The organism is Ornithinibacillus bavariensis, from assembly GCF_050433565.1.
Taxonomy (GTDB): Bacteria; Bacillota; Bacilli; order Bacillales; family Amphibacillaceae; genus Ornithinibacillus; species Ornithinibacillus bavariensis.
In genome coordinates, this window is sequence record NZ_JBNPWZ010000001.1 from 614911 (window position 1) to 637718 (window position 22808).

The 22808-nt window shown below is 34.7% G+C and carries 29 protein-coding genes and 1 tRNA gene; 19 read left to right on the top strand and 11 right to left on the bottom strand.

Features of this window, described 5'->3' with window-relative positions:
* Positions 1-17: 17 nt before the first annotated feature.
* Entirely contained in the window at positions 18-275 is a 258-nt protein-coding gene (locus HNR27_RS02820) for an HPr family phosphocarrier protein (RefSeq protein ID WP_212919858.1), read from the top strand.
* Between the two features lie 93 nt (positions 276-368).
* Here the strand turns inward: HNR27_RS02820 and clpP are convergent, their stop codons facing one another.
* Positions 369-956: an ATP-dependent Clp endopeptidase proteolytic subunit ClpP gene (gene clpP / locus HNR27_RS02825; RefSeq protein ID WP_212919857.1), complete on the bottom strand. Its 588-nt coding sequence runs from the start codon at positions 954-956 to the stop codon at positions 369-371.
* A gap of 256 nt (positions 957-1212) precedes the next feature.
* On the opposite strand from clpP, the gene HNR27_RS02830 reads away from it, so the two are divergent.
* Positions 1213-1288: transfer RNA gene (locus HNR27_RS02830), tRNA-Arg, on the top strand.
* Between the two features lie 120 nt (positions 1289-1408).
* Here the strand turns inward: HNR27_RS02830 and HNR27_RS02835 are convergent.
* From HNR27_RS02835 to HNR27_RS02845, 3 genes are all read right to left on the bottom strand, one after another.
* A complete protein-coding gene (locus tag HNR27_RS02835) occupies positions 1409-1765 on the bottom strand; it encodes a site-specific integrase (RefSeq protein ID WP_429338667.1) in 357 nt (118 codons plus the stop codon).
* Positions 1762-2406 carry a tyrosine-type recombinase/integrase gene (locus HNR27_RS02840; RefSeq protein WP_429338668.1) on the bottom strand — a complete coding sequence of 215 codons (645 nt, stop codon included), beginning with the start codon at positions 2404-2406 and terminating at the stop codon, positions 1762-1764. The genes HNR27_RS02835 and HNR27_RS02840 overlap by 4 nt, the downstream gene beginning before the upstream one ends.
* A gap of 175 nt (positions 2407-2581) precedes the next feature.
* The gene (locus HNR27_RS02845; protein WP_429338669.1) at positions 2582-2896 is read right to left on the bottom strand and encodes an ImmA/IrrE family metallo-endopeptidase; all 315 of its coding nucleotides are present in this window, start codon (positions 2894-2896) and stop codon (positions 2582-2584) included.
* A gap of 191 nt (positions 2897-3087) precedes the next feature.
* Here HNR27_RS02845 and HNR27_RS02850 point away from each other — a divergent pair, with 191 nt between their 5' ends.
* The 6 genes from HNR27_RS02850 (at position 3088) to HNR27_RS02875 (ending at position 5810) form a co-directional block, all read left to right on the top strand.
* Positions 3088-3372 carry a hypothetical protein gene (locus tag HNR27_RS02850; RefSeq protein WP_429338670.1) on the top strand — a complete coding sequence of 95 codons (285 nt, stop codon included), beginning with the start codon at positions 3088-3090 and terminating at the stop codon, positions 3370-3372.
* 61 nt (positions 3373-3433) lie between these two features.
* On the top strand, positions 3434-3556 hold the full coding sequence (locus HNR27_RS02855; protein WP_429338671.1) for a BhlA/UviB family holin-like peptide: 123 nt from the start codon (positions 3434-3436) through the stop codon (positions 3554-3556).
* A 212-nt stretch (positions 3557-3768) separates the two neighbouring features.
* On the top strand, positions 3769-4044 hold the full coding sequence (locus HNR27_RS02860) for a M23 family metallopeptidase (protein WP_429338672.1): 276 nt from the start codon (positions 3769-3771) through the stop codon (positions 4042-4044).
* Positions 3998-4612 carry a LysM peptidoglycan-binding domain-containing protein gene (locus tag HNR27_RS02865; protein ID WP_429338673.1) on the top strand — a complete coding sequence of 205 codons (615 nt, stop codon included), beginning with the start codon at positions 3998-4000 and terminating at the stop codon, positions 4610-4612. The genes HNR27_RS02860 and HNR27_RS02865 overlap by 47 nt, the downstream gene beginning before the upstream one ends.
* Before the next feature lie 108 nt (positions 4613-4720).
* Complete coding sequence (locus HNR27_RS02870) at positions 4721-5071, top strand: DUF2614 family zinc ribbon-containing protein (RefSeq protein ID WP_429338674.1); 351 nt, start codon at positions 4721-4723, stop codon at positions 5069-5071.
* A 529-nt stretch (positions 5072-5600) separates the two neighbouring features.
* The gene (locus HNR27_RS02875) at positions 5601-5810 is read left to right on the top strand and encodes a hypothetical protein (RefSeq protein WP_429338675.1); all 210 of its coding nucleotides are present in this window, start codon (positions 5601-5603) and stop codon (positions 5808-5810) included.
* Positions 5811-5840: 30 nt separating this feature from the next.
* Here the strand turns inward: HNR27_RS02875 and HNR27_RS02880 are convergent, their stop codons facing one another.
* The gene (locus HNR27_RS02880) at positions 5841-5981 is read right to left on the bottom strand and encodes a hypothetical protein (RefSeq protein ID WP_429338676.1); all 141 of its coding nucleotides are present in this window, start codon (positions 5979-5981) and stop codon (positions 5841-5843) included.
* A 716-nt stretch (positions 5982-6697) separates the two neighbouring features.
* Between HNR27_RS02880 and HNR27_RS02885 the strand changes: the two genes are divergently transcribed.
* The gene (locus HNR27_RS02885; protein WP_429338677.1) at positions 6698-6895 is read left to right on the top strand and encodes a hypothetical protein; all 198 of its coding nucleotides are present in this window, start codon (positions 6698-6700) and stop codon (positions 6893-6895) included.
* A gap of 707 nt (positions 6896-7602) precedes the next feature.
* On the opposite strand, the gene HNR27_RS02890 is transcribed toward HNR27_RS02885, so the two are convergent.
* From HNR27_RS02890 to HNR27_RS02915, 6 genes are all read right to left on the bottom strand, one after another.
* Complete coding sequence (locus HNR27_RS02890; protein WP_429338678.1) at positions 7603-7776, bottom strand: hypothetical protein; 174 nt, start codon at positions 7774-7776, stop codon at positions 7603-7605.
* 1066 nt (positions 7777-8842) lie between these two features.
* Positions 8843-9271: a DUF2243 domain-containing protein gene (locus HNR27_RS02895; protein ID WP_212919838.1), complete on the bottom strand. Its 429-nt coding sequence runs from the start codon at positions 9269-9271 to the stop codon at positions 8843-8845.
* 559 nt (positions 9272-9830) lie between these two features.
* A complete protein-coding gene (locus HNR27_RS02900; RefSeq protein WP_429338679.1) occupies positions 9831-10331 on the bottom strand; it encodes a hypothetical protein in 501 nt (166 codons plus the stop codon).
* A 750-nt stretch (positions 10332-11081) separates the two neighbouring features.
* Positions 11082-11363 carry a hypothetical protein gene (locus HNR27_RS02905; RefSeq protein ID WP_212919835.1) on the bottom strand — a complete coding sequence of 94 codons (282 nt, stop codon included), beginning with the start codon at positions 11361-11363 and terminating at the stop codon, positions 11082-11084.
* Positions 11364-11430: 67 nt separating this feature from the next.
* Entirely contained in the window at positions 11431-11772 is a 342-nt protein-coding gene (locus HNR27_RS02910; protein ID WP_429338680.1) for a hypothetical protein, read from the bottom strand.
* Positions 11773-12397: 625 nt separating this feature from the next.
* Positions 12398-12775, bottom strand: coding sequence for a PH domain-containing protein (locus tag HNR27_RS02915; protein ID WP_212919833.1), 378 nt, complete (start codon positions 12773-12775; stop codon positions 12398-12400).
* Positions 12776-12992: 217 nt separating this feature from the next.
* On the opposite strand from HNR27_RS02915, the gene HNR27_RS02920 reads away from it, so the two are divergent.
* The 10 genes from HNR27_RS02920 (at position 12993) to HNR27_RS02965 (ending at position 22786) form a co-directional block, all read left to right on the top strand.
* Positions 12993-13250 carry a glutaredoxin family protein gene (locus HNR27_RS02920; protein WP_429338681.1) on the top strand — a complete coding sequence of 86 codons (258 nt, stop codon included), beginning with the start codon at positions 12993-12995 and terminating at the stop codon, positions 13248-13250.
* 140 nt (positions 13251-13390) lie between these two features.
* Positions 13391-14419, top strand: coding sequence for a sugar-binding transcriptional regulator (locus HNR27_RS02925; protein ID WP_212919831.1), 1029 nt, complete (start codon positions 13391-13393; stop codon positions 14417-14419).
* Positions 14420-14460: 41 nt separating this feature from the next.
* Positions 14461-15468 carry a type I glyceraldehyde-3-phosphate dehydrogenase gene (gene gap, locus HNR27_RS02930; protein ID WP_429338682.1) on the top strand — a complete coding sequence of 336 codons (1008 nt, stop codon included), beginning with the start codon at positions 14461-14463 and terminating at the stop codon, positions 15466-15468.
* A 169-nt stretch (positions 15469-15637) separates the two neighbouring features.
* Entirely contained in the window at positions 15638-16819 is a 1182-nt protein-coding gene (locus tag HNR27_RS02935) for a phosphoglycerate kinase (RefSeq protein ID WP_429338683.1), read from the top strand.
* A 28-nt stretch (positions 16820-16847) separates the two neighbouring features.
* Positions 16848-17606 carry a triose-phosphate isomerase gene (gene tpiA / locus HNR27_RS02940; RefSeq protein ID WP_429338684.1) on the top strand — a complete coding sequence of 253 codons (759 nt, stop codon included), beginning with the start codon at positions 16848-16850 and terminating at the stop codon, positions 17604-17606.
* The gene (gpmI, locus tag HNR27_RS02945; RefSeq protein WP_429338685.1) at positions 17603-19141 is read left to right on the top strand and encodes a 2,3-bisphosphoglycerate-independent phosphoglycerate mutase; all 1539 of its coding nucleotides are present in this window, start codon (positions 17603-17605) and stop codon (positions 19139-19141) included. The genes tpiA and gpmI overlap by 4 nt, the downstream gene beginning before the upstream one ends.
* A 15-nt stretch (positions 19142-19156) precedes the next feature.
* Positions 19157-20446, top strand: a complete 1290-nt coding sequence (eno, locus tag HNR27_RS02950) for a phosphopyruvate hydratase (protein WP_429338686.1) — start codon at positions 19157-19159, stop codon at positions 20444-20446.
* Between the two features lie 281 nt (positions 20447-20727).
* On the top strand, positions 20728-21699 hold the full coding sequence (locus HNR27_RS02955; protein WP_212919825.1) for a nucleoside hydrolase: 972 nt from the start codon (positions 20728-20730) through the stop codon (positions 21697-21699).
* 204 nt (positions 21700-21903) lie between these two features.
* Complete coding sequence (locus HNR27_RS02960) at positions 21904-22170, top strand: hypothetical protein (RefSeq protein WP_429338687.1); 267 nt, start codon at positions 21904-21906, stop codon at positions 22168-22170.
* 40 nt (positions 22171-22210) lie between these two features.
* Positions 22211-22786, top strand: coding sequence for a nitroreductase family protein (locus HNR27_RS02965; protein WP_429338688.1), 576 nt, complete (start codon positions 22211-22213; stop codon positions 22784-22786).
* Positions 22787-22808 lie beyond the last annotated feature (22 nt).

The following is a 22808-nucleotide window of genomic DNA, read 5'->3' on the forward strand; positions in this document are numbered from 1 at the left end:
AGGAGGATGAGGAGACAATGGTTGAGAGGGTTGTCACAGTTGAGCTTGAGACAGGGTTACAAGCAAGACCAGCTGCACAATTTGTGCAGGAAGCGAACCGCTATAGTGCGCATTTATTTTTAGAGAAAAATGGTAAACGAGTAAATGCAAAAAGCATTATGGGACTAATGAGCTTAGCAATTACAACTGGCGAATCAATTAAACTTATTGCAGATGGATCCGATGAGGAAATAGCATTAAATCATTTGACATCATTTGTGACGAAAAGAAATTAATAGTATTCCCATTTGTGAAATAGATAACAATTATAAATATAATAAATAAAGAGGATGAACTAATCATTCATCCTCTTAGCAATTAAGTATGTTTTAATCTGGCTTACGTTCTAATACTTTGTCAATTAATCCATATTCTACAGCACCTGCTGCAGTCATGAAATTATCACGCTCTGTGTCACGGTTGATTACCTCAATTGGTTGACCAGTACGTTCAGAAAGAATTTTGTTTAGGTTTTCTCTCATTTGTAATATACGTCTTGCATGAATTTCGATATCTGTAGCTTGCCCCTGTGTTCCACCTAATGGTTGGTGAATCATTACTTCACTATTTGGTAAAGCATAACGTTTACCCTTTGCACCAGCTGCAAGTAGGAAAGCACCCATTGATGCAGCCATACCAGTACAAATTGTTGATACGTCTGATTTAATATATTGCATTGTATCATAAATTGCCATACCTGCTGTAATAGACCCACCAGGTGAGTTAATATAAAGTGAGATATCTTTCCCTGAATCTTCTGCTTCTAGGAATAGTAGCTGAGCAACGATTGAATTTGCTACATTATCATCAATGGCACTTCCTAGCATAATAACTCTGTCTTTTAATAAACGAGAATAGATATCATATGCGCGCTCACCACGGTTTGTTTGTTCAATAACTGTAGGGATTAAATTCATTGGAATTCCTCCTTAATTCTATTCTAAAGATATATCCAATCTTTGGATAATATCATCATATACTAATGGTCAATGAAGGTCAAACAAAAACATTCGACGAATATTGCAGTCATATTTTTCAAAAAACACATAATACATCTTGCCCGGAAGCATGATGAATTAAACCTTTTTGCACTGAAAATACTTGTTAAATCAATCTGTAGGCGTTATAATAGCCTATGTGTCCAAGTAATGGATGATATAAAAATCATATCTTGCGCCCATAGCTCAGCTGGATAGAGCACTGGTTTCCGGTACCAGGTTTGCCGGGGGTTCGAATCCCTCTGGGCGCGTCTTTGAAAATCAAGAGTAGCAAGGGTTAGAAGGTGATTTCTACCCTTGCTATTTTTCTGCAAAAATACCCAATTGCAAACGGAATGCAAACCTTCGAGTTTCGAAGTAATTTTTAAAAGTTATTTTTTACTGATTGAAACGACATTATCAGGAACTATTTCTTTCTTTACATAAAGTGAAGCTTGAATACTTGTTGCAGCTATTTCTTGTATACCTGGAATAACATGTGAATAAGTATCTAAAGTTGTTTGTATTGATCTATGACCTAATCTTTCCTGAACAACTTTCGGATGAATGCCAGCTCTCAATAATAAAGTTGCGTGAGTGTGCCGTAAACCATGGAAGCTAATTCTTTTTACACCACTTTTTTCAATCGTGCGATTAGATACAGTCCTTAAATAGGTTGGTCTTATAACACCATACGTTGAAGTGCAACATACTAGATTGTTTTCCTCAAAATCTGGACTGCATTTCATTTTACCCTTTTCTTGTTGCTCTTATGGTTTTTTAGCAATTCGATGGTGTCATCATCGATGTCTATAGTTCGGTAGCTAGTTGAGGTTTTAAGTTGTGGAGACAGGTCCCATTTTTCATTATCGTCTTTTTTTAATTGTTGATTAACAGATATTTTATTTTTATCAAAATCAACATGAGACCATCTTAAACCTAATATTTCACCACGACACATACCTGTAGCTAAGGCAAGAATAATTGGCATGGCATGGTTCTTGCTTTTAAGATTACTCATGAATAATCGAACTTCATCCTCGGTCCAGTATTCAATTTCTTTTCGATCTACCTTAGGAGCCCCTATATCATCCAAAATACATTCTTTGATGCCATATCGCCTTCCAGCTTTTAAAGCACTTGATAGAATTCTATAAATATGCTTTCTTGTTCGTTGTGAAATATTTTTATCGCTATTTGGCAACTTTGTATGATAGAGTTCATTTAAAAAGGATTCTATATGATGATGCTCTAATTTGTTTATTTTCCAACTGCCTAAATCTGGAATAATGTGTTTTTTCATGTACGATTCATGATGTTCATAGGTACCAGGTGCAACTGTACTTTTTTTTGGGGGAAACCATTGATTAAAGTATTCCTCCGGTGTCATATCCTCTGGATTTATAAATCCTTTATCTAGAGAGCTATGATTCTAGGAAGGTCTTTTTCTGCATCTTTTTTCTTTTCATATCCACTGAACTACTTTTGTTTACGTCTGTTTTTATGGTCCCGACCAACATCAACTACAATAGCGTACTTATTACCCCTTTTTGTAATATGTCCTCTCACGAAATTAATCCCCCTATCAGAAATTTACCTTTGTGCATTTCTAATCGTCTTAAGGCAAAATCATTTTCAACATTAAATAGAGCCATAATATCTTTAACTGTATAATTTATGAGCTTGTCCAACATAAAAGTGGGTATGCAAAAATGATAAGCGAAATAATTAGCCTGGTATTCTTGTAATTCCTTAAATAAAGGATGCATTTTCAATTGATGTCCACAATGTCTAAGAGAATGACCTAGCTCATGTCCAAATAGCTGCCATTCCTTTTGTTTAGTTGACCTTCGAATCCTTATATCATTACCATGGTCCACAGGTTCTTATAGAGTATATTGAATTTGATGTGTTACTTAACCCAGATGGAGTTAAAATTTACCTAGATCCAACGTACCTAAAAAGAGTAGGGAAATTTGCAGTATATGTCGAAAAGTTTTTGCTGTATTTATAAGTTATATCTGTCCTAACTCTTATATTATATATAAGAATACTTTAAGGAGAGATAAAATTGCAGAAAAATCGTAGTAGTATTAAACCTAATGGACCATATGAAGCTGTTGTTATTCGAGGGAATGCCTCAAACGTTTTGGAGTTAAGAGTTACCATTCTTGCTTTAAGGGTTGAAAGTACTGGCCTTCGAAATATAAATATTCATGAATGGTTATGTAAAATAGGAAATCAGTTTATTGATGAAGTCGAAGGGTATAAAGTGGCGTTAATTACAGCAGCTGATGTATCTAATAGGCAAATAGTAGGTAGTTGGAAGGAAAGAGAAATTAATAAAAAAGGTTAATTGTTCTAAAAGGCATCTCAAATGAGGTGCTTTTTATTATGTCAAAAAGTGGGGGTCAGTCATGGATGAAACATTAATTCAATATTCTCTCACACTAGGGCCTTTTGCGGTCCTTTTTGTTTGGCTTTTCTATTCTGTAGGAAGGAATCAAACAAATGTGCCAAACAGTTATATAAAACAATAGATGCTCAAAATGAAACCCTTAAGGGATTCAGCACAAAATACGATATTGTCATAACAAAACCTAGATGATATTGAAGAGCGTTTGCCACCTTGGTGTATCAAAAATTACTTGCCTGTAGCATCCTTGATTTTAGGATTGTTAGCAGGTGTTTTTTATGCCGGAGGTACTTTGCACCAAAGTAAGATCGTTACTAAATAATAGGAGGCGGTATAATGCCATTCGAACGAGTTACAAGTCCATACGGGAACCGAACAGACCCAGTCACAGGTCAAAAAAATACTTTCCATGATGGGATTGATCTAGTTAAAAGTCATCAAGCACCGATTGGTGCATTTGTACTTGGTAAGGTACTTTATACTGGTAATGGAGTATCTGGTACTGGTGTCGGTGGTTATGGTAATGTTGTTGTCATTGAGGACAAAAATAAGCGAGGTCATGTCTATGCTCATCTTGCTAGTGTGTCTGTTAAAAAAAGGACAAACTGTTAAGCAAGGTGACATTATCGGTAAACAGGGCGCTACAGGTGTAAGAGTAACTGGCTCTCATTTACATTACGAGATTAGAAAGAAGTCTAGTCCATCATTAGGTTGGGTAGATAATCCCAAAACAAGAACATTGGACCCTACTCAATATGTTAAGGATTATTACAATGAAGATAAGCAAGTGGTAGATGATAGTGGTATTTATGTAGTTAGAACAGGTGATACATTAACTCGGAATGCAAGAGACCATAATACGACTGTCGATGCTTTAGTAAAATTGAATAACTTAGAAAATCGAGATCTAATTTTTCTAGGGCAAAGAATTAAACTACCTGGTACAAATAAAAAGGAAACCCTTTACCTACCAAAAACTGCATCAAGTTGGCGTGTTTACCCAACTAAAGTTGCACCAGTCAAAGGTAATGAGAAGGGCTTCTTAAACCCGAAAAAGTTTGGTGGATTACAATATGAGGTGCTTGGAAAACCTCAAGCTAATGTTGTAACCATTCAGACTAAAGATATTGGTAAGGTAAATATCTATGTACATCCTAGTACCGGAGCAGTAATTAAATAAATATACGCCTCCCTAAACGGATAATATTTTTTTAATCTTTTGTAATTTGCTTAACTTCAAACTATATGCGAAAATATACATAGGAATATAGAGAGAGGAGTCGTTGTCATGTCGCAAGCATACGAATATGTGACCATTGAAGTTACGAAGAAAAAGCCGAAGAAAATACACTGGTTATGGCGTATTCCAGCGATGATTTACATGCCGTTAGTGGCATTGTTTTTGATTCTCACAGGATTAATAATGTCGTTAACGATTATTGGATTTTTTTTCGCATTACCGTTATTTACTATAGCAATACCGATAGCGGTTTACCCGTTTGCTCCAGGTAAATTTAAAACATACAAGGTCACGTGTCCTAATTGCGAGAAAAAGACTATTGTTTATCAAGATCGCGAAGATTACAAATGTCCTCGTTGCAGGATTCCAGTTGCAATAAAGTGGCAAAACTATAAGTGACATTAATAAACTTAAGATGTCGGAAGGATAAATATCTATGTAGGACCAGAAACAGGTGCTATAATCAAAAAGTAATAAAATAAATACTAACAAATCTTAATATATAGTCGATGTACAAATAGATTAGCCCTCTATGATGAGAGGGCTTTTAATTTGCAAATATATTATTATTTTTTTGAATAAAGTGTTTACGACGTAAACGGAAAATAGTATAATTAAATTAAAGAAATGGAGATAGCGAATGGAAGTCATCATAATAATAACCGCAGTGAAAAACTTAGCGATTGCCACACTAAATCTAATCACTGCGGTTATACAGAAAAACCAAAACGAAAGAAAAAGAAAAAATAAGAAGAAGGGGAGTTGCACCTCCCCTTCTTCTTAAATTATAACATGATGACTTAATATATACCATAGAAAATAAGGGGGGATAAAATGCTAACAGTAGCTATTATAATATCTGCAGTCGCCTTGGTAGTCTCTATTGCAGCACTTACTATCACGATTAAAAACAGAAAAGAGGGATAGAATGAACATTCCAAAGCTATACTCTAAGGCGGATTTAGCTACTAGGTGGGATGTATCCAGGCAAGTTGTAAAGAATTGGGAATTAAGGCATGAAGATTTTCCACCAGTGGTGATAAAGGTGCATAACGACTCATTACCTTTATACCTGGAAGATGACATTAAAAAATATGAACAAAATAGAAACCTCTTAAAAAAAGCGGATCCAGAATGATTCGCTTTTTTGTTGTTCAAATTCAATTTCTTAATCCCGCACTAGAGTATTTTCTAAGGCTTCATTTTTGTCTTCCTTTTCCTCTTCCGGTTTTGTATCATACCAGACTTGCCCTGGTCGATGAAAAGGATTTAATAATTCATCTAACAGGACATCGTCTCCATAACTCATTAATATTACTCCATTTCAGTTTTTTATAGGATACCAAAATGGACATGCTGAATTTATGGAAAGTTGTTAGTAAAAGTCTGTAAATATTATTTGAAATTAGAGTAAGCGCAGGAAACTTTCCTCAATCCATAACAAAAATAGCTAATAAATTTATAAATGATTGGAATAATCGATGTCAATTGAATTTTTAATTATTTACTATACAATCGGAAACTTCAACATATATAAATAGGTACTTCAATTAAAGTTATCATAATGTGTTTCGCTGTGGTGGTTTTGCAAAAAAATCTGTAGTCTATTGCTATTTTTGGTATATGTTAATGGATGATAAAACTTAATGGATTGCTAACAAAATTGCAAACACGATTTGAAAAGAACTAACATTTATTAGTAGATTAATAGATACAAAGTAATAATTATAGCGGTTTAAAATGTGGTGAAATAGGCTCGATTGGTTTCCGGTACCAGGTTTGCCTGGGGTTCGAATCCCTCTGGGCGCGTCGTTGAAGTCAAATGTAGCAAGGGTTAGAAAGTGATTTCTTCCCTTGCTATTTTTCTGCAAAAATACCCAATTGCAAACCTTTGGGTTCCGAAATAAACCAATTTATTTCAGAAGGAAGTCAAGATTTAATCCACACCGTGTAGGGTGTACTTATATATAATCCAGCAGGATTTTTGCTACCCTTGTCGAAATATGTAGACAGGGGGTGATTTATTTGACGTTTACTAGAGTTGTATATGCTGAAAATACTTATGACCTTGAAGAAGAAATGAATAAGGTTATTTCCAACGAAACTAAAAATGCTGTTACTTTAAAAGACATTAAGTTCAACTCCGTTTTTCAAGGAGGATCTTTCGGTTCAGAAAAAATATTTAATACTGCCATATTAATTTTTGAGAAGAAAAAAATTTAGTTAAAATGGGGACATAGAACTTCCCTAACTCAGTGTGAAAATTATACTGTATTTTATGCTGAAAAAGCACTTAGGGGATTGAACATGAAAAAGAAGAAATTGGAATCTTAATATCAAACGGTAGAGAATTCTTGAACTCTTCTAGCAGTGATTAATTAGTATTGTATATTCAGAAGTAATATTACTATCCTAGGATATTTCATTTATTGAAACAGATTGAAAAAAATAACTTCAATATCATCTCTCCGACCTCAAGTATATTGTTATAGAAGATTGTTTATTGGTGAAATTTTGTAGTTATTCCATAGAAATGCTTTATTAACCAAAGAGACTGCTCCAAAAATAAAATAAGCTTTTGAAGACAGTCTCTTTATTAAATTTTATGCACTTAGGAGAATGACTATAGATATTGATTAGCAAATAGAACATTGTTAATTGGAGTATTACGTAAAATAATACTTTTCTATTCGATACTAACTAAAGCTATGTAAGGTTTATATTCAACTAATACTACCAAAATTTAAATAATTCTTTTTGCTCTTCCCTACTTTCAAGTTGCAGCGGATGATATTCCTCCCTTATGAATAAAATCCCATTATCTGTTTCAAACAACATTAGTAATAATGGGCTCCGCTCAAGGTTAACCAAGTGTTTCCATTCTACCTCAAAAAAAATTTGACTCATCTAGTAAATAGATTGGAACATTTTTAACGATAGTTTTGGAAGTTGCTAGTCCCACTTAATTCATAGCCATTTTGGCAGTCCTGACAAATATTAGATGTTATAGGAATCATATGCAGCTTCAGTAAAAATCCGTCAATTTCAGCACTATTTAGTAGAGTTGTATAAATAGTTGGTGCTGTGAGAGTTTCTTTTAACATCTTATTTTCCTGATCACTAACTGAAATTTGCTGTTTTATTTCTTGATTCTCTTTTTCAGTACTAGTTAATTCCTGAACTCTTTTTTTAGTGTTTCAAATTCCTTGTTTGCCTCTACTATTGCAGAGGTATCTTCCTGTTTTAGGTTTTAATACAATAACAGTTATTAATCCAAAGGAAAGGAATATTATTATGCTTATGCAGGTCTTACTTTTCATGTTTTTTCCACTTGGTATAGTTATAAATCAATTGTATTAGAAAAAGAATTAAGAAGAAAACTGAAACAATAAGAGTTTCCTTAAAATCGAAACTAGCCAATAAGTTTATAGCGAAAATTAAAATAACTAGCACTGGAAACAACCATAGGGTTCGAATCATTTTCCTTCTATATGTCAATCTATCGTAAAAAAATACAAAACCACTATCTTTCTTTTCTTTGTTCTTGAAAATTAACGAAAAAATTAAAGAAACAATAAGTCCTACTATAAGTGATAAAATGATAATTTCATATGGTATAGACACAATAATCCCCCCAATTTAAACTATCCTTATCTATTAATACGAACAAATATGTATAAAGTTTCCCCCTATATTTATTTAAGAACATTATCATAATCGTATGAAATTAAGTAAAGCCTCGTCTGAGGTAATAGGTTCTGGAGCTTTTCTACTTTAGGAAAAATTAGAAAAGTTCTTATGGAGTTTTAGAGGTGAACTTTCCCAATTTGTAAATAAAGGTGTTTCGTATAATAAAGACGATAGTAGTAGATGAATAGAGAAGTAGTCTTAGAAAAAGTAAAAGAAATAATATTAAAAGATTTTTAAGTGATTGATTTTTTCTTCTTAGGTCTGCATGTACAGATAGACTAAAAGCTACCTTTATAGTTAGGATTTAAAAAATTGCATTTTTACCTTTTTGGAGTTCGAACTAATTTGAGGAGCATTATTCATTTACCAAAAAATCGTTATTATTCAGTAGTGATTTTAGTAAATCAATCAGACTGATTCATTTTCTAGATCAAATTAGAGATGAACACTTTTAATATCTTAGTGGTATATGCTTTATATTTAGCCTTTTGCTGAACTGATTTTCATAAAAAGCAGTCCAATAATAATTATAATAATCCCAGTGACGTCAAATAGAATGTCGTATAAAAATTGATTTGGACCTGGTTTCACATGGTGTATTTGTAGAATATGGTGGTTTAAGATACCTTCTATAAAATTAAATATACCTGCACCAAGAAATAATCCACTTAAAAAGGTAAAGTTATTATTTTTTGAATCTGATGGATCACTTTTCCATAAGATAACTGCACCAATAAAAATAACAATTGTAACAATTAAATGAAACAGGCCATCACTGACTATTTGGTTAAACCTATTCGTGTGCATATAAATACTATGCCATTGTAAAATTTGGTGGAAAACAATACCATCCATCATTCCGATTGTTCCAATTCCTAGAAGGAAAGATCCAACAAACGTTGAACGCATAATAGAAAACTCCTTTGTTTATTCTTTATTAAAATAATTGACATAAAAGTAAGGGTTTATAAGCTTTCATTAAAAATGAAAGAAGCAATTAAAATATATATGAATTATTGAATCGCCCTCGATGCGGTACTTTTTCCTCTTAGAAAGTGCAGAGAAACACTCCTTTTATGTCTATGTTGATGCCTTTTAAGATAATGCTTAAATAACCTTTTTGTAGGAACATGGAGAAACAAAGTAATACATATCAGGGCAAAGGTAAGTGGGATGAGTTTGGAGTAGGAGAAGAGTTTTAAATAAAAGAGGACCTCCAATATCGAAATTCTGCTAAATATATTAATGGCAACTTTAGAGTGCTGTTTATTCTAGAAAAGCCAGGATCACTGAAAACCACTTGCTCATTTACTTCTTGTAAAATTTATGTACCCTATTCCATTTAAATTAATTTTATTAATACAAGTAAGTAATATCACTAGTAGCTACCCAGCTTTTCTAATTTATTATCCTTAAAGGACTAAACCTATGATTAAAAATTATCTATAGATTAGGTTAAAACTACAGGCTATTTCTGTAAAGAACTACAATAAACTCGCTGGATTAATTTTAGATAGAGAATACATAACGATAGCACAGAAAAATAAACAATAAAGGAATATAGCAAATTCCATCTAATATAAATAAATACGTTGAATAATGAAGCGATCCATTCCGAGAAAACTAGTAAAATTGACCATAGAAATATATAGAGAATGGTGAACATACCTTTTAACTTCCAACTAGCTAAGAAATTCACAAAAAAATAACCAATTAACGGGTATGCTATTTCCAGACATAGCCAGTCAAATAAATCTTGCTTGAACGTATCTAAAGCAAGATAATGTTGAAACTTAATACCTACAACATAATCGGTCCATTTTCCTATCGTAGCAAAATAAATTAATACTGCTACAATCACAGCTGAAGATAGAACATTACGAAAAATAATTAATCCCAAAGTTAATAAAAAAAGAGCCATGATGACAAACCACTCATTTTCATCAAAATGGATAGGAAGGAATAACATAATCTATTTAAACTCCCTTCAATAGTGAATAGAAAAAACTTCGAAATATATATGCAATAAGAAGTACGGAAGTCCAAACGATAAGTGAGTCCCATATTGACATTTGGTAGTGCTCAATTATTCCTACGACATCAGCAAGATATTCTATAAGAATGAGCAAAAAAGGGCTTATTATGATAAACAAATATTTCCAAACTAGTGTACGAATGGATAAAATAATCCCAAGCATACAAGTTATGAGTGCGGGCATCATTGCTGCTGAAACTAATACAAATGAAATAAATTCTTCCATTCTATCTGAAGTTTTTATATGGTTAAGGTTTAAACCCCACATACTATACACATTATTTACGATGTTAGAGATAAACACTATTAGTACAATTACTTCAATTTTATGGAGACTTTTTGTGCGAAACGCGAGAATAGTTAATAGTACAGTTAGTAAAAGGGCTATGGAGAGTATCATTTAAAATACCTCATCTTTGGAACTTTTATTTTCTTTATATTTTCCAAACTTAAGGATTTAATTCTTTTACTACTTATTATTGCAAAGAAATTAATGCAATCTATTTTTTTCAAATATATAAAAGAGCGTTGGAATATATTTCTTCATTGCAAGGAAATAGGTGAACCAAGTAAAGAAACAATAGTTATCCTAAGAAATGTGATTTGGGCTATAGCGAGGTGTGGTAAGAATTGTTTGAAAATACGAAGAAGAAGCGAGCGTCATTAAATTAATGACGCTAAAGTTTAGCTTCTTCTACGGTTATTTGACGGTATATTATATAATTTTGGTGAACTCGCGTCATTGTTATATTTTATAGGTCTTCTCTCTTTTCTCTCCATCAAAGAATCGAATTTTCTTATTGCTAAATCGAATTCTTTACTATTTAGACGATTAGTGGCATAAAGAGAACATAACATAGCATAAGCAATTGCAGTTGTATCAATGTCTATTGTGATATCGACATCAGAATTACCGCTTTTTCCAACAGTTGCGTTATCTTCATGTTTAATAAACCGATCATGCATGCAAATCTTCTCCTTTGCTTAAAAATAGAAGGATACTAGCCGGAGCTAATATCCTTCCAATGCGGAATTAGTCTCGGTCCCTCTCGTGCCTACGTTCCCTCTCACGCTCGCTCTCTCTCTGTCTCTGCCTCTGATTCTGCTCCTGATCTTGGTCTTGTTCTGCTTCGGCTCTTGACCTAACTCTTGAGCGTGATTCACTATCTACTCTTACATCCAGATCAACTCGGGCGTTACCACTTCTAATTACTTTTGCAATATTGGTATTTTTGTCTCGAACATCAATATCATTATCATTGTCGAGATCGTTATCCAACCTTGCATCTAGTTCATTTTCTACTCTATTTTCTACTTCATTTCTGGAGCGTGATGGATTAGTATCGAAATCATTGTTTCTCCATACTCTACTCATCCATATCACCTCCTTTCCTATTCACTTATTAGTTAAAGTATTCAAAAGTCATCATATTGGCTGGTTATATATTCTACTAAATTAGCATATTTTTTGTATTATCTATGGGAAGAAAGATGTCTATTTTATTGAGTTCTTTCTAATTCATATCATCTGAGATTGTAAAAGGATGGACTGGGAACAGCGATATGTATTATTTGAAGAAAAAGATGTAAAAAGTTAATCGGAAAATCAAGGATGTAGTTGTTAAACGAAAAGCATGATGTAGAGGATTAGGAATGGAAACTATGTGCATGTGGGAAATCATGTATGTATTGAAATAATTTCCTAAATTTGCTGTTCACTCTGGTTAGGGAAATTATCGTTATTCGTAAAATAACCAAATAACTGTTCATATCACAAGTTTTCAAAAGTTTTTTATAAAAAATAACAGCAAGGACTTTACCTTGCTGTCATCATGTATTTCATTACATATTAAAATCATAAAAAATAGGCATGAGTATTAGTTTCAATCATAAGTTACTGATTAAAAGTAAAAAATAAATTCAGTGTTAAATTTTTTTCTACATTTGTTCTTGTTTTTTTAAGAATTTATGATTTGTAGATTATCAAGTTATAAATGTACTTATTTACATACAGTTGCTAATACTTTTTGAACATCATAAATGCTTTTATCTTTTTTAAATTGCTTCTGTATAGCTGGAAGCTCCGCACCTGAAATCCAAATTTTTAACTCAGCATCTAAGTCAAAATGTCCTGCGGATTCCACACTGAAGTGGGAAATGCTTTTGTATGGTATAGAGTGATATTCTGTCTTTTTACCGGTTAGCCCTTGCTTATCCACCAATATCAGCCTGCTATCTGTAAATACAATTAAATCTCTTATTAATTTGAAAGCTACATCGATTTCTTCTCCATTTGCAAGTAAGTCACCAATTTCTTTTTGTACTTCCTCTTTCTTGACTGTTGATGCATTACCCATGATTCCACTTAGAAAACCCATTGTTATTCCTCCTTTAATCCAATTTGAAACCTTAGTATATTTACAAGATATCTTAAACAATTAGGTGATTATTGAATATTTCAACTTCTATTTATATATTAGGGATATTATTCAAATATTGCAAGAAGATCATAACGGAAAGGACTAACCATCAAAATTGCTTAAGTACGAGCTACTTTTGTATACTAGCACTAGATAACTAAAGTAGGTGATTAAAATGGATAAAGTATATTTTTATACAAAAGAAAATTGTTCACTTTGTGATGATGCAGAGACATTGTTAGGAATGTTCCAGCAGGATTATGAATTCAAGATAGAAAAACGAGATATATATACGAATGATGACTGGCTGGAAAAATACCATTTATTAATTCCAGTAATTACTATTAAAGACATTGAACTTGATTGTGAACATGTTGACTATGGTACGTTACAACGAACGATCGAAGATAATCTTCCAATAAGAAAAAGATAGAGCTATTTTCTTTGTATATTTTTAACAATGTGGTAAGATACTACTATACATAGTCATCTATGTGATTTTTTTTGGGACATGTGGGACACATTTTATAGCGGTGGGACATTTTCGCTCCCGATATTCAAAGGAGAAATGTCATGAAGGCATTGATCGATTTGCAAAAAGTACTAATACCTGATTTGTTGGAAGTAATGCGAACTAGATATTCTCTTTTACACAGTGTGAACCTTTATCAACCGATAGGAAGAAGGGGGCTAGCTGAAAGTAGTGCATTAACGGAAAGACAAGTTCGAAGTGAAATTGATTTTTTACATGAACAAGGATTATTAGAAGTCACTACTAAGGGAATGCTTATTACTGAACAAGGGAAAATGTTACTCGATCAGTTAGCACAAGTAATGAATGAAATAACAGAACTAAGTGTTTTAGAAAAAGAAATTAAGGAAACATTACAAGTAGAGAATGTTGTAATTGTCCCAGGTAATAGTGATGAGCATGAATGGATTAAGCAAGAGATGGGGAAAGCTTGTGTTGCCTATCTGAAGCAAATCATTCGACGAAATTCGACCATAGCAGTAACTGGAGGAACAACCATGGCCTCTATTGCAAGTGTCATGACACCATTAGAAAAGGCAAGCAACTACTTATTTGTTCCTGCCCGTGGTGGTATTGGTGAAGAGGTCGAAAATCAAGCAAACACGATTGCTTCACAAATGTCTCGAAAAGCACAAGGAAATTATCGATTGCTATATGTCCCAGATCCGATAAGTGAAACATCTTATCAAAATATGATTAAAGAGCCTTCAGTCATCGAGATTTTAGAGTTGATACGTAATGCTGATATCGTTCTACATGGTATCGGTGATGCAATCACAATGGCGAAACGCCGGAAGACACCTGATGAAGTTATCCAGCATTTAGTAGAAAAAAAGGCGGTTAGCGAAGCATTTGGGTATTATTTCGATCAAGAGGGTAATGTCGTCCACAAGGTTCGTACAGTTGGTTTACAGCTAGAAGATTTAGAGAAAATGGATAATGTGATTACCGTTGCTGGTGGACAATCTAAGGCAAAAGCAATCCAATCCTACTTCAAGCATGGTAAAAGTACGATGCTAATCACGGATGAAGCAGCAGCACACCAGATTTTAAGGGATGCTTCCCTTTAAAATAATTTTTAAGATTAGAGAATTTTTAGGAGGAATATACTATGACAGTAAAAGTTGGTATTAATGGTTTTGGACGTATTGGACGTAATGTATTTCGTCAAGCTTTAAAAAGAGATGATGTCGAAATCGTAGCAGTAAACGATTTAACAGATGCAAATATGCTAGCACATTTATTAAAATATGATTCTGTTCATGGCGTATTGGAAGAAGAAATTACCGTTAATGGTTCCAATATTGTTGTAAATGGAAAAGAGATAAAAGTTCTTGCTGAGCGTGACCCAGCTAATCTTCCATGGGGAGAGTTAGGTGTTGAAGTTGTTGTTGAATCTACTGGTCGTTTTGTAGACCGTGATTCTTCTCAAAAACATATTGATGCTGGTGCGAAAAAGGTAATTATTTCAGCTCCTGCAAAAAATGAAGACCTTACAGTAGTTATGGGTGTTAACCATGATCAATATGATCCTAGCACGCACCATATCGTTTCTAACGCATCTTGTACTACAAACTGTTTAGCTCCATTTGCTAAAGTATTAAATGATAAATTTGGTGTGAAGCGTGGTTTAATGACAACTGTTCACGCGTATACAAATGACCAACAAATTTTAGATTTACCACATAAAGATTATCGTCGTGCACGTGCGGCTGCTGAAAACATTATTCCAACTACTACTGGTGCAGCTAAAGCAGTTGCTCTAGTATTACCTGAATTAAAAGGTAAATTAAATGGTATGGCAGTACGTGTTCCAGTTCCAGATGGATCAATGGTTGATTTAGTGGCAGAACTTGAAAAAGAAGTTACAGCTGAAGAAGTGAACCAAGCATTTAAAGAGGCTGCAGAAGGTGAACTTAAAGGTATCTTTGAATACAGCGAAGCTCCTCTAGTATCAAGTGATATTGTTGGAAACACTCACTCTTCTATCCTTGATGGCCTATCTACTATGGTTATGGAAGGTAACCTAGTAAAAGTTCTTTCATGGTATGACAACGAAATGGGTTATTCTACTCGTGTTGTTGACTTAGCTTCATACATGGGACAAAAAGGTCTATAATATAAAGATGAATTAGTGAAAAGGCGGAGGAGCAAATTCTCCTCCTTTTCTCATGTTTGTCGCAAGGTATTACTTCCATTCCTTTAAGGCTTTTTATAAAATGAGTATGGACGTAACTTAAGGGAAACCTATCAAGTAATGCTTACATAATGTTGGGAGGTAAATCGAAGTGAATAAGAAGACAATACAGGATCTTGACCTTAATGGGAAGAAGGTTTTTTGTCGAGTTGATTTTAATGTACCGATGAAAGATGGAGAAGTGACAGACGATACAAGAATTAGAGCAGCATTACCTACCATCAAGTATTTATCCGAACATGGAGCAAAAGTAATTTTAGCAAGTCATCTTGGTCGACCAAAAGGCCAAGTAGTAGAAGAATTACGTCTTGATCCTGTTGCGAAGCGTTTAAGCGACCTAATCGGAAAAGAGGTTTCCAAAACGGATTCCGTTTATGGAAAAGAAGTAGATGAAGCTATTTCTGAACTTCAAGCTGGTGGCATTTTACTGTTAGAAAATGTTCGGTTTGAGGCTGGCGAGGAGAAGAATGACCCAACTTTAGCGGATGCATTTGCTAACATGGCAGATATTTATGTAAATGATGCATTCGGTGCCGCTCACCGTGCACATGCATCTACTGCAGGTATTGCTGAAAAGCTTCCATCTGCAGCTGGTTTTCTGATGGAGAAAGAATTATCTGTATTAGGTAAAGCACTAGAAAATCCAGATCGTCCTTTTACAGCCATCATTGGTGGTGCAAAGGTTAAGGATAAAATTGGTGTTATCGATAATCTTTTAGATAAAGTTGACAATCTTATTGTCGGTGGCGGTCTTGCCTATACTTTTGTTAAAGCCCAAGGGTATGAAATCGGGAAGTCATTATTAGAAGAAGATAAAATTGAGTTAGCAAAAGAGTTTATGAAAAAAGCAGAAGAAAAAGGTGTTAATTTTGTATTACCAATCGATGTCGTTGTTGCAGATGACTTTTCCGAGAGTGCTAATACGAAGATAGTGCCTATTTCTGAGATTCCTGCTGATTGGGAAGCACTTGATATTGGTCCCGAAACGAGGGCAAAATACAGTCAAATCGTAAAAGATTCGAAGCTCATAATTTGGAATGGCCCTATGGGAGTATTTGAGTTGAATGCATTTGCCAATGGTACGAAAGCTGTTGCCGAAGCATTGGCAAATACAGATGGTTATACCGTAATTGGTGGAGGAGACTCGGCAGCTGCAGTAGAGAAGTTTGATTTAGCTGAAAAAATGGATCATGTATCTACTGGCGGAGGGGCTTCTTTAGAATTTATGGAAGGTAAGACTTTGCCAGGGGTTGCGGCATTAAGTAATAAGTAATGAAAATGATAAATGTAGAGGTGAGAACATGCGCAAGAATATAATAGCTGGTAACTGGAAAATGAATAAAACACTTGCAGAAGCAACGCAATTTGTTACTGAAGTAAAGAACAAAATTCCAGCAACTGATCAAGTAGAAGCAATTGTTTGTGCACCATTTCCTTATTTGGCGTCTTTAGTAGAGCAAGCAAAAGGCAGCAATGTTAAAATAAGTGCGCAAAACATGCACTTTGAAGATAACGGTGCTTTTACAGGAGAGGTTAGTCCTGTGATGTTGAAGGATATTGGTGTATCCCATGTTGTTTTAGGTCACTCTGAGCGTCGTGAATATTTTGCTGAAACAGATGAAACAGTTAATAAAAAAGCACATGCTGCATTTAATCATGGCTTAACACCAATTATTTGTGTGGGTGAAACACTTGAACAACGTGAAGCCAATGAAACGAAATCACTAGTTGGTGAACAAGTGAAAAAAGCACTAGAAGGACTTTCTAAGGACCAAGTGACTCAATCAATTATTGCTTATGAACCGATTTGGGCAATTGGTACTGGAAAAACAGCATCAAGCGAGGATGCGAATGAAGTATGCGCACATATTCGCCAGGTTGTAAAAGAGTTAACAGATGCTGCAACTGCTGAAGCAGTAATCATTCAATATGGTGGTAGTGTGAAGCCTTCCAATGTTGATGAATTATTAGCACAATCAGATATTGATGGGGCATTAGTTGGTGGCGCAAGTCTTGAGGCTGATTCTTTCTTACAGCTTGTGGAGGCTGGTGCAAAATGAGTCAAAACAAACTTGCTGCATTAATAATCCTAGATGGCTTCGGGATTCGTAATGAAGTAAAAGGTAATGCCGTAAAACAAGCGAATAAACCAAATTTTGATCGGTATTGGAATAGCTATCCACATAATCAATTGAAAGCAAGTGGAGAAGCGGTTGGACTTCCTGAAGGACAAATGGGAAATTCCGAGGTAGGGCATCTCAATATTGGTGCTGGACGAATCGTGTATCAGAGCCTTACCCGTGTAAACCTGTCCATTAGAGAAGGGGACTTTTTCGAAAATGAAGCGTTCTTAAAATCAATGCGAAGTGCGAAAGAAAAAAATAAGGCATTACATATTTTCGGACTATTATCTGATGGTGGCGTGCATAGTCATATTGATCATATGTTTGCCCTTTTAAAATTAGCCAAAGATGAAGGCTTAGAAAAGGTCTATCTCCATGCATTCTTAGATGGTCGTGATGTAGGTCCACAAACTGCTAAATCCTACATTAAAGAAACCGAAGAGAAAATGCAGGAATATGGTGTTGGAAAAATTGCAACCGTAAGTGGGCGCTACTATTCTATGGACCGTGATAAGCGCTGGGATCGAGTGAAGAAGGCATATGATGCAATGGTTTATGGAGAAGGTCCGAAATATCCAAATGCAGAAGCTGTTGTTGACGATTCCTATGCGAATGGTATTTACGATGAATTCGTTATTCCATCTGTTATTGTGGATGAGAATAATGAACCAGTTGGAAAAGTAGAGGACGAAGATTCCATCATTTTCTATAACTTCCGTCCTGACCGTGCCATCCAAATTTCACGTACATTTGCCAATGAGGATTTCCACGACTTTGATCGTGGCCCGAATGTGCCAAAAAATCTAGATTTCGTTATGTTAACGAACTTTAGTGAAACAGTAGACGGTTTTGTTGCATATGAACCAGTTAACTTAGATAATACAGTAGGGGAAGTTCTATCACAAAATAATTTAAAACAGCTTCGTATTGCGGAGACTGAAAAATACCCTCATGTCACTTTCTTTATGAGTGGTGGACGTGAAAAGGAATTTCCTGGTGAAAAGCGTATCCTAATTAATTCTCCTAAAGTAGCAACCTATGACTTAAAACCAGAAATGAGTGCATATGAGGTCACAGATGCACTTCTTGCAGAGCTGGACAAAGGAGAAATAAATGCAATTATCCTGAACTTCGCAAACCCTGATATGGTTGGGCATTCTGGTAAATTAGAGCCTACCATTAAAGCCATCGAAGCAGTGGATGAATGTTTAGGAAAAGTAGTGGATAAAATAATCGAGTTGGGTGGTCATGCGATTATTACTGCAGACCACGGGAATTCAGATGAGGTCGTGACATTGGAAGGAAATCCAATGACCGCACATACTACGAATCCTGTACCGGTTATTGTAACGAAAGAAGATGTGGAATTACGTGATGGCGGTATTTTAGCTGATCTAGCACCGACATTACTTGATTTATTAGATGTTGAAAAACCAAAAGAAATGACAGGTTCATCATTAATTAAAAAGTAAAAGGAGAGAGTAAGAATGCCATACATTACAGATGTATATGCACGCGAAGTATTAGACTCACGTGGTAATCCAACAGTTGAGGTAGAGGTTTACACAGAATCAGGAGCTTTCGGTACTGCAATGGTACCTAGTGGAGCTTCCACTGGGGAATATGAAGCAGTTGAACTTCGTGACGGTGATAAGAGCCGTTACCTAGGTAAAGGTGTAGAGAAAGCTGTTCACAATGTGAATGAGATCATCGCACCAGAAATAATTGGAATGGATGTTACTCGTCAAAACATTATTGATGCACTTATGATTGAACTTGATGGAACTGAAAACAAAGGAAAACTAGGTGCGAACGCAATTCTAGGAGTATCCATGGCAGTTGCACGTGCAGCAGCTAACTTCTTGGAAGTTCCTTTATACAACTATTTAGGTGGATTTAATGGTAAAACATTACCAACACCGATGATGAATATTGTCAATGGTGGAGAACACGCAGATAACAACGTTGATATTCAAGAATTCATGGTTATGCCTGTTTCAGCTCCTACGTTTAAAGAGGCATTACGCATGGGAGCAGAAATCTTCCATTCCTTGAAAAACGTACTTAAATCAAAAGGCTATAATACAGCTGTTGGCGATGAGGGTGGATTTGCACCTAACCTAAGCTCTAACGAAGAAGCACTACAAACGATTGTAGAAGCAATCGAAGCAGCTGGCTACAAGCCTGGCGAAGAAGTAAAACTAGCGATGGACGTTGCATCTTCTGAAATGTATGAAGATGGTAAATATGTTCTTAAAGGAGAAGGCGTAACACGTACTTCTGAAGAAATGGTAGCTTGGTATGAAGAAATGGTAAGTAAATATCCAATCATCTCGATTGAAGATGGTCTTGACGAAAACGATTGGGAAGGTCATAAACTATTAACAGAACGTCTTGGCAACAAAGTTCAACTTGTTGGTGATGATTTATTCGTAACCAACACGAAAAAACTTGCTCAAGGTATTGAACAAGGTGTTGGCAACTCAATCCTTATTAAAGTAAACCAAATTGGTACACTTACTGAAACATTTGATGCTATTGAAATGGCAAAACGTGCTGGTTATACAGCAATTATTTCTCACCGTTCTGGAGAAACTGAAGATTCCACAATTGCTGACATTGCTGTTGCAACAAACGCAGGTCAAATTAAAACTGGTGCACCATCCCGTACTGACCGTGTAGCTAAGTATAATCAATTACTACGTATTGAGGATGAATTAGCTGGCATGGGTGAATATGCTGGATTAAATGCATTTTATAATTTGAAAAATAAATAAGATATCATAGAAGTAGTCTGCGCCCTAAAAGTTGGAGAAATCTAACCTTTAGGGTGCTTTTTTTATATAAAGTAGTTCTTAGCTTTTTGAAGGAATGCCTTAGTAATTGTTGTAAAGAATAAAAAGGGAAGAGGAAATACAATTAGATTACTGGAGAAATTAAGAAGAAAGAACAAAGAATGAGTTTTAAGCAAAACTCCACCCCAAATATAATTGTCACGGGACAATTTCTCCAAACAATAGGTTATAAAAAGAACAATTTCCTGAGAGGAAGAAAATATGTGGGCAAGAAGGTATTACTATTTGGAGACATTGGCATTGATGATATAGTTGCATTAATATATGGCTACCTTAATGAAAATATTGATTTAGTTGGAATTGTCACCGATTATGGCAATATTCCACGTGAAAAGGCACTTGCCACAGTTCAATATTTACAGGAACAGATTTTTTCTTCGAGTGAAGCACAAAGGACAGCTATTATTGCAGGTGCAAAGAATCCGATGACAGCCGAGACAGTTGAATACTTTCCAGAGATTCATGGGGAGTATGGACTTGGACCAATTATCCCGCAAAACATCCAGGATGGTATTACTTTTGAGAACTTTTTTCGAATCATTGATATTATTAATCAATATGGTGAGGAACTATATATTGTCAATATTGGCAGGTTAACTTCTCTTGCTACCATGTTTCTACTATATCCAGATACTATGAATAAAATAAAAGAAATAATTGTAATGGGTGGTGCCTTTTGGGTTCCGGGAAATGTGACCGCTGTATCGGAGGCTAATTTCCATGGTGATCCAGTAGCAGCTGAGATTGTGTTGACGTATTTTGATAAAGTGACAATCATCCCTCTAAATGTTACCGAACGGGCTATTGTCACACCTGAAATGGTTGATTATATTGATCGAATGGGAAGTATTCCTATCTTTAAACCAATGATTGATTATTACTATAACTATTATAAGAAGCGGGATCCGAATGTCCAAGGAAGTCCAATGCATGACGTGCTTACGCTGATGGCTGTCAATCTAGAGAATATGTTCACATTTGAAACATATCCTGTTCATGTTGTCCAAGCTACGAAAGGCACAGAAAGAGGGCAAAGCATTGCCGATATCCGTTCATTTGGAAATCTTGCTAAAGAAACGGAAAAAGAAATTAAAAAACACCGAATTGCCTTTGATTTTGATTATAAACTATTTTTTACAAATTTCATGACGACAATGACAGGACAACGATTTTAAAAAGTGTACTTGTAAACCTAATTATCAAAACGATATTAGAATGACTCTCCAATCACTATCATGATGGAGGTCATTTTTTGGTGGATTCTAAGTATATTTTAGATAAAATTAAAATTTATAATAACTAACCTTTATTTAGAATGGTACTATTAATATAGTTGATGGATTGTAGGGAGAATAGAAGGTATAACAAGGAGGCTGAATATGAAAACGGAGAGATTTAATGGATTAATGTCTTTATTTTCAATACTAGGAATTGTTGGGTTAATATTCATATGCTTCAGCGATAACTTCGGTATTTCTATTGCTGATGGTTGGCTGGCAAAATATGATTATGTTGACTCTTCTTTATATGAATTTAAAATAAAGGCGAATACGATTAAATTTTTAGTAACTGGTGGAATCCTATTTAGTATTAACCTTATTGCTATTTTTCTAGTTTATTATAAAATGCTAAACAGTAGGGAGTAGATAACTCTTTGAATCTTATATGGAGAAAGGGGATGGGGACATGACAGTACTAAATACTATAAAAGAACGGCGTAGTATTCATACTTTTGAAGAAAAAGAGGTAGATATCGAGCTATTAAGAGAGATTTTCACATATGGTTCCTATGCACCTACCCACTATATGAAAGAACCATGGCAGATGAAGCTATATCAAAGAGATGGTAAAGATATGCTAATCCACGCAATAATCAGAAGCTATCAGCGAATTGGGATGATTCGTAATAACAATGATCCGAAAACAATCAAAATGATAGATTCCATGAAGAGTTTTCTTCACAGTATTCCCCACCATGCAGTAATATATTTTGAAAAAGAAGAGGATCCTGTCCGATATGAAGAAGAATATGCTGCTGTCTGTGCATTTATACAAAATTCTCAGCTCGCAGCTTGGGAGTTTGGGGTGGGAATGCTTTGGACGATTACTCCTTATATGCATGACCCAGGATTTTATTCGGATATTGAACTAGATGCAAACAAAACGAAAATTGCTGCGGTACTTCAGATTGGTTATCCAAAGAAGGTTCCAAGGGATAAAGGAAGAACATCCATAACAGATAAAATGCAGATTATAGAATAATTATTCACAAAGTGAGAAGAGC

Coding starts and splice junctions, on each gene's coding strand:
- HNR27_RS02820 (WP_212919858.1), top strand. CDS start 18: ATGGTTGAGAGGGTTGTCACAGTTGAGCTTGAGACAGGGTTACAAGCA.
- clpP (WP_212919857.1), bottom strand. CDS start 956: ATGAATTTAATCCCTACAGTTATTGAACAAACAAACCGTGGTGAGCGC.
- HNR27_RS02835 (WP_429338667.1), bottom strand. CDS start 1,765: ATGAAATGCAGTCCAGATTTTGAGGAAAACAATCTAGTATGTTGCACT.
- HNR27_RS02840 (WP_429338668.1), bottom strand. CDS start 2,406: ATGACACCGGAGGAATACTTTAATCAATGGTTTCCCCCAAAAAAAAGT.
- HNR27_RS02855 (WP_429338671.1), top strand. CDS start 3,434: ATGGATGAAACATTAATTCAATATTCTCTCACACTAGGGCCTTTTGCG.
- HNR27_RS02860 (WP_429338672.1), top strand. CDS start 3,769: ATGCCATTCGAACGAGTTACAAGTCCATACGGGAACCGAACAGACCCA.
- HNR27_RS02865 (WP_429338673.1), top strand. CDS start 3,998: ATGCTCATCTTGCTAGTGTGTCTGTTAAAAAAAGGACAAACTGTTAAG.
- HNR27_RS02870 (WP_429338674.1), top strand. CDS start 4,721: ATGTCGCAAGCATACGAATATGTGACCATTGAAGTTACGAAGAAAAAG.
- HNR27_RS02875 (WP_429338675.1), top strand. CDS start 5,601: ATGAACATTCCAAAGCTATACTCTAAGGCGGATTTAGCTACTAGGTGG.
- HNR27_RS02880 (WP_429338676.1), bottom strand. CDS start 5,981: ATGAGTTATGGAGACGATGTCCTGTTAGATGAATTATTAAATCCTTTT.
- HNR27_RS02890 (WP_429338678.1), bottom strand. CDS start 7,776: ATGTTAAAAGAAACTCTCACAGCACCAACTATTTATACAACTCTACTA.
- HNR27_RS02895 (WP_212919838.1), bottom strand. CDS start 9,271: ATGCGTTCAACGTTTGTTGGATCTTTCCTTCTAGGAATTGGAACAATC.
- HNR27_RS02900 (WP_429338679.1), bottom strand. CDS start 10,331: ATGTTATTCCTTCCTATCCATTTTGATGAAAATGAGTGGTTTGTCATC.
- HNR27_RS02905 (WP_212919835.1), bottom strand. CDS start 11,363: ATGCATGATCGGTTTATTAAACATGAAGATAACGCAACTGTTGGAAAA.
- HNR27_RS02910 (WP_429338680.1), bottom strand. CDS start 11,772: ATGAGTAGAGTATGGAGAAACAATGATTTCGATACTAATCCATCACGC.
- HNR27_RS02915 (WP_212919833.1), bottom strand. CDS start 12,775: ATGGGTTTTCTAAGTGGAATCATGGGTAATGCATCAACAGTCAAGAAA.
- HNR27_RS02920 (WP_429338681.1), top strand. CDS start 12,993: ATGGATAAAGTATATTTTTATACAAAAGAAAATTGTTCACTTTGTGAT.
- HNR27_RS02925 (WP_212919831.1), top strand. CDS start 13,391: ATGAAGGCATTGATCGATTTGCAAAAAGTACTAATACCTGATTTGTTG.
- gap (WP_429338682.1), top strand. CDS start 14,461: ATGACAGTAAAAGTTGGTATTAATGGTTTTGGACGTATTGGACGTAAT.
- tpiA (WP_429338684.1), top strand. CDS start 16,848: ATGCGCAAGAATATAATAGCTGGTAACTGGAAAATGAATAAAACACTT.
- gpmI (WP_429338685.1), top strand. CDS start 17,603: ATGAGTCAAAACAAACTTGCTGCATTAATAATCCTAGATGGCTTCGGG.
- eno (WP_429338686.1), top strand. CDS start 19,157: ATGCCATACATTACAGATGTATATGCACGCGAAGTATTAGACTCACGT.
- HNR27_RS02960 (WP_429338687.1), top strand. CDS start 21,904: ATGAAAACGGAGAGATTTAATGGATTAATGTCTTTATTTTCAATACTA.
- HNR27_RS02965 (WP_429338688.1), top strand. CDS start 22,211: ATGACAGTACTAAATACTATAAAAGAACGGCGTAGTATTCATACTTTT.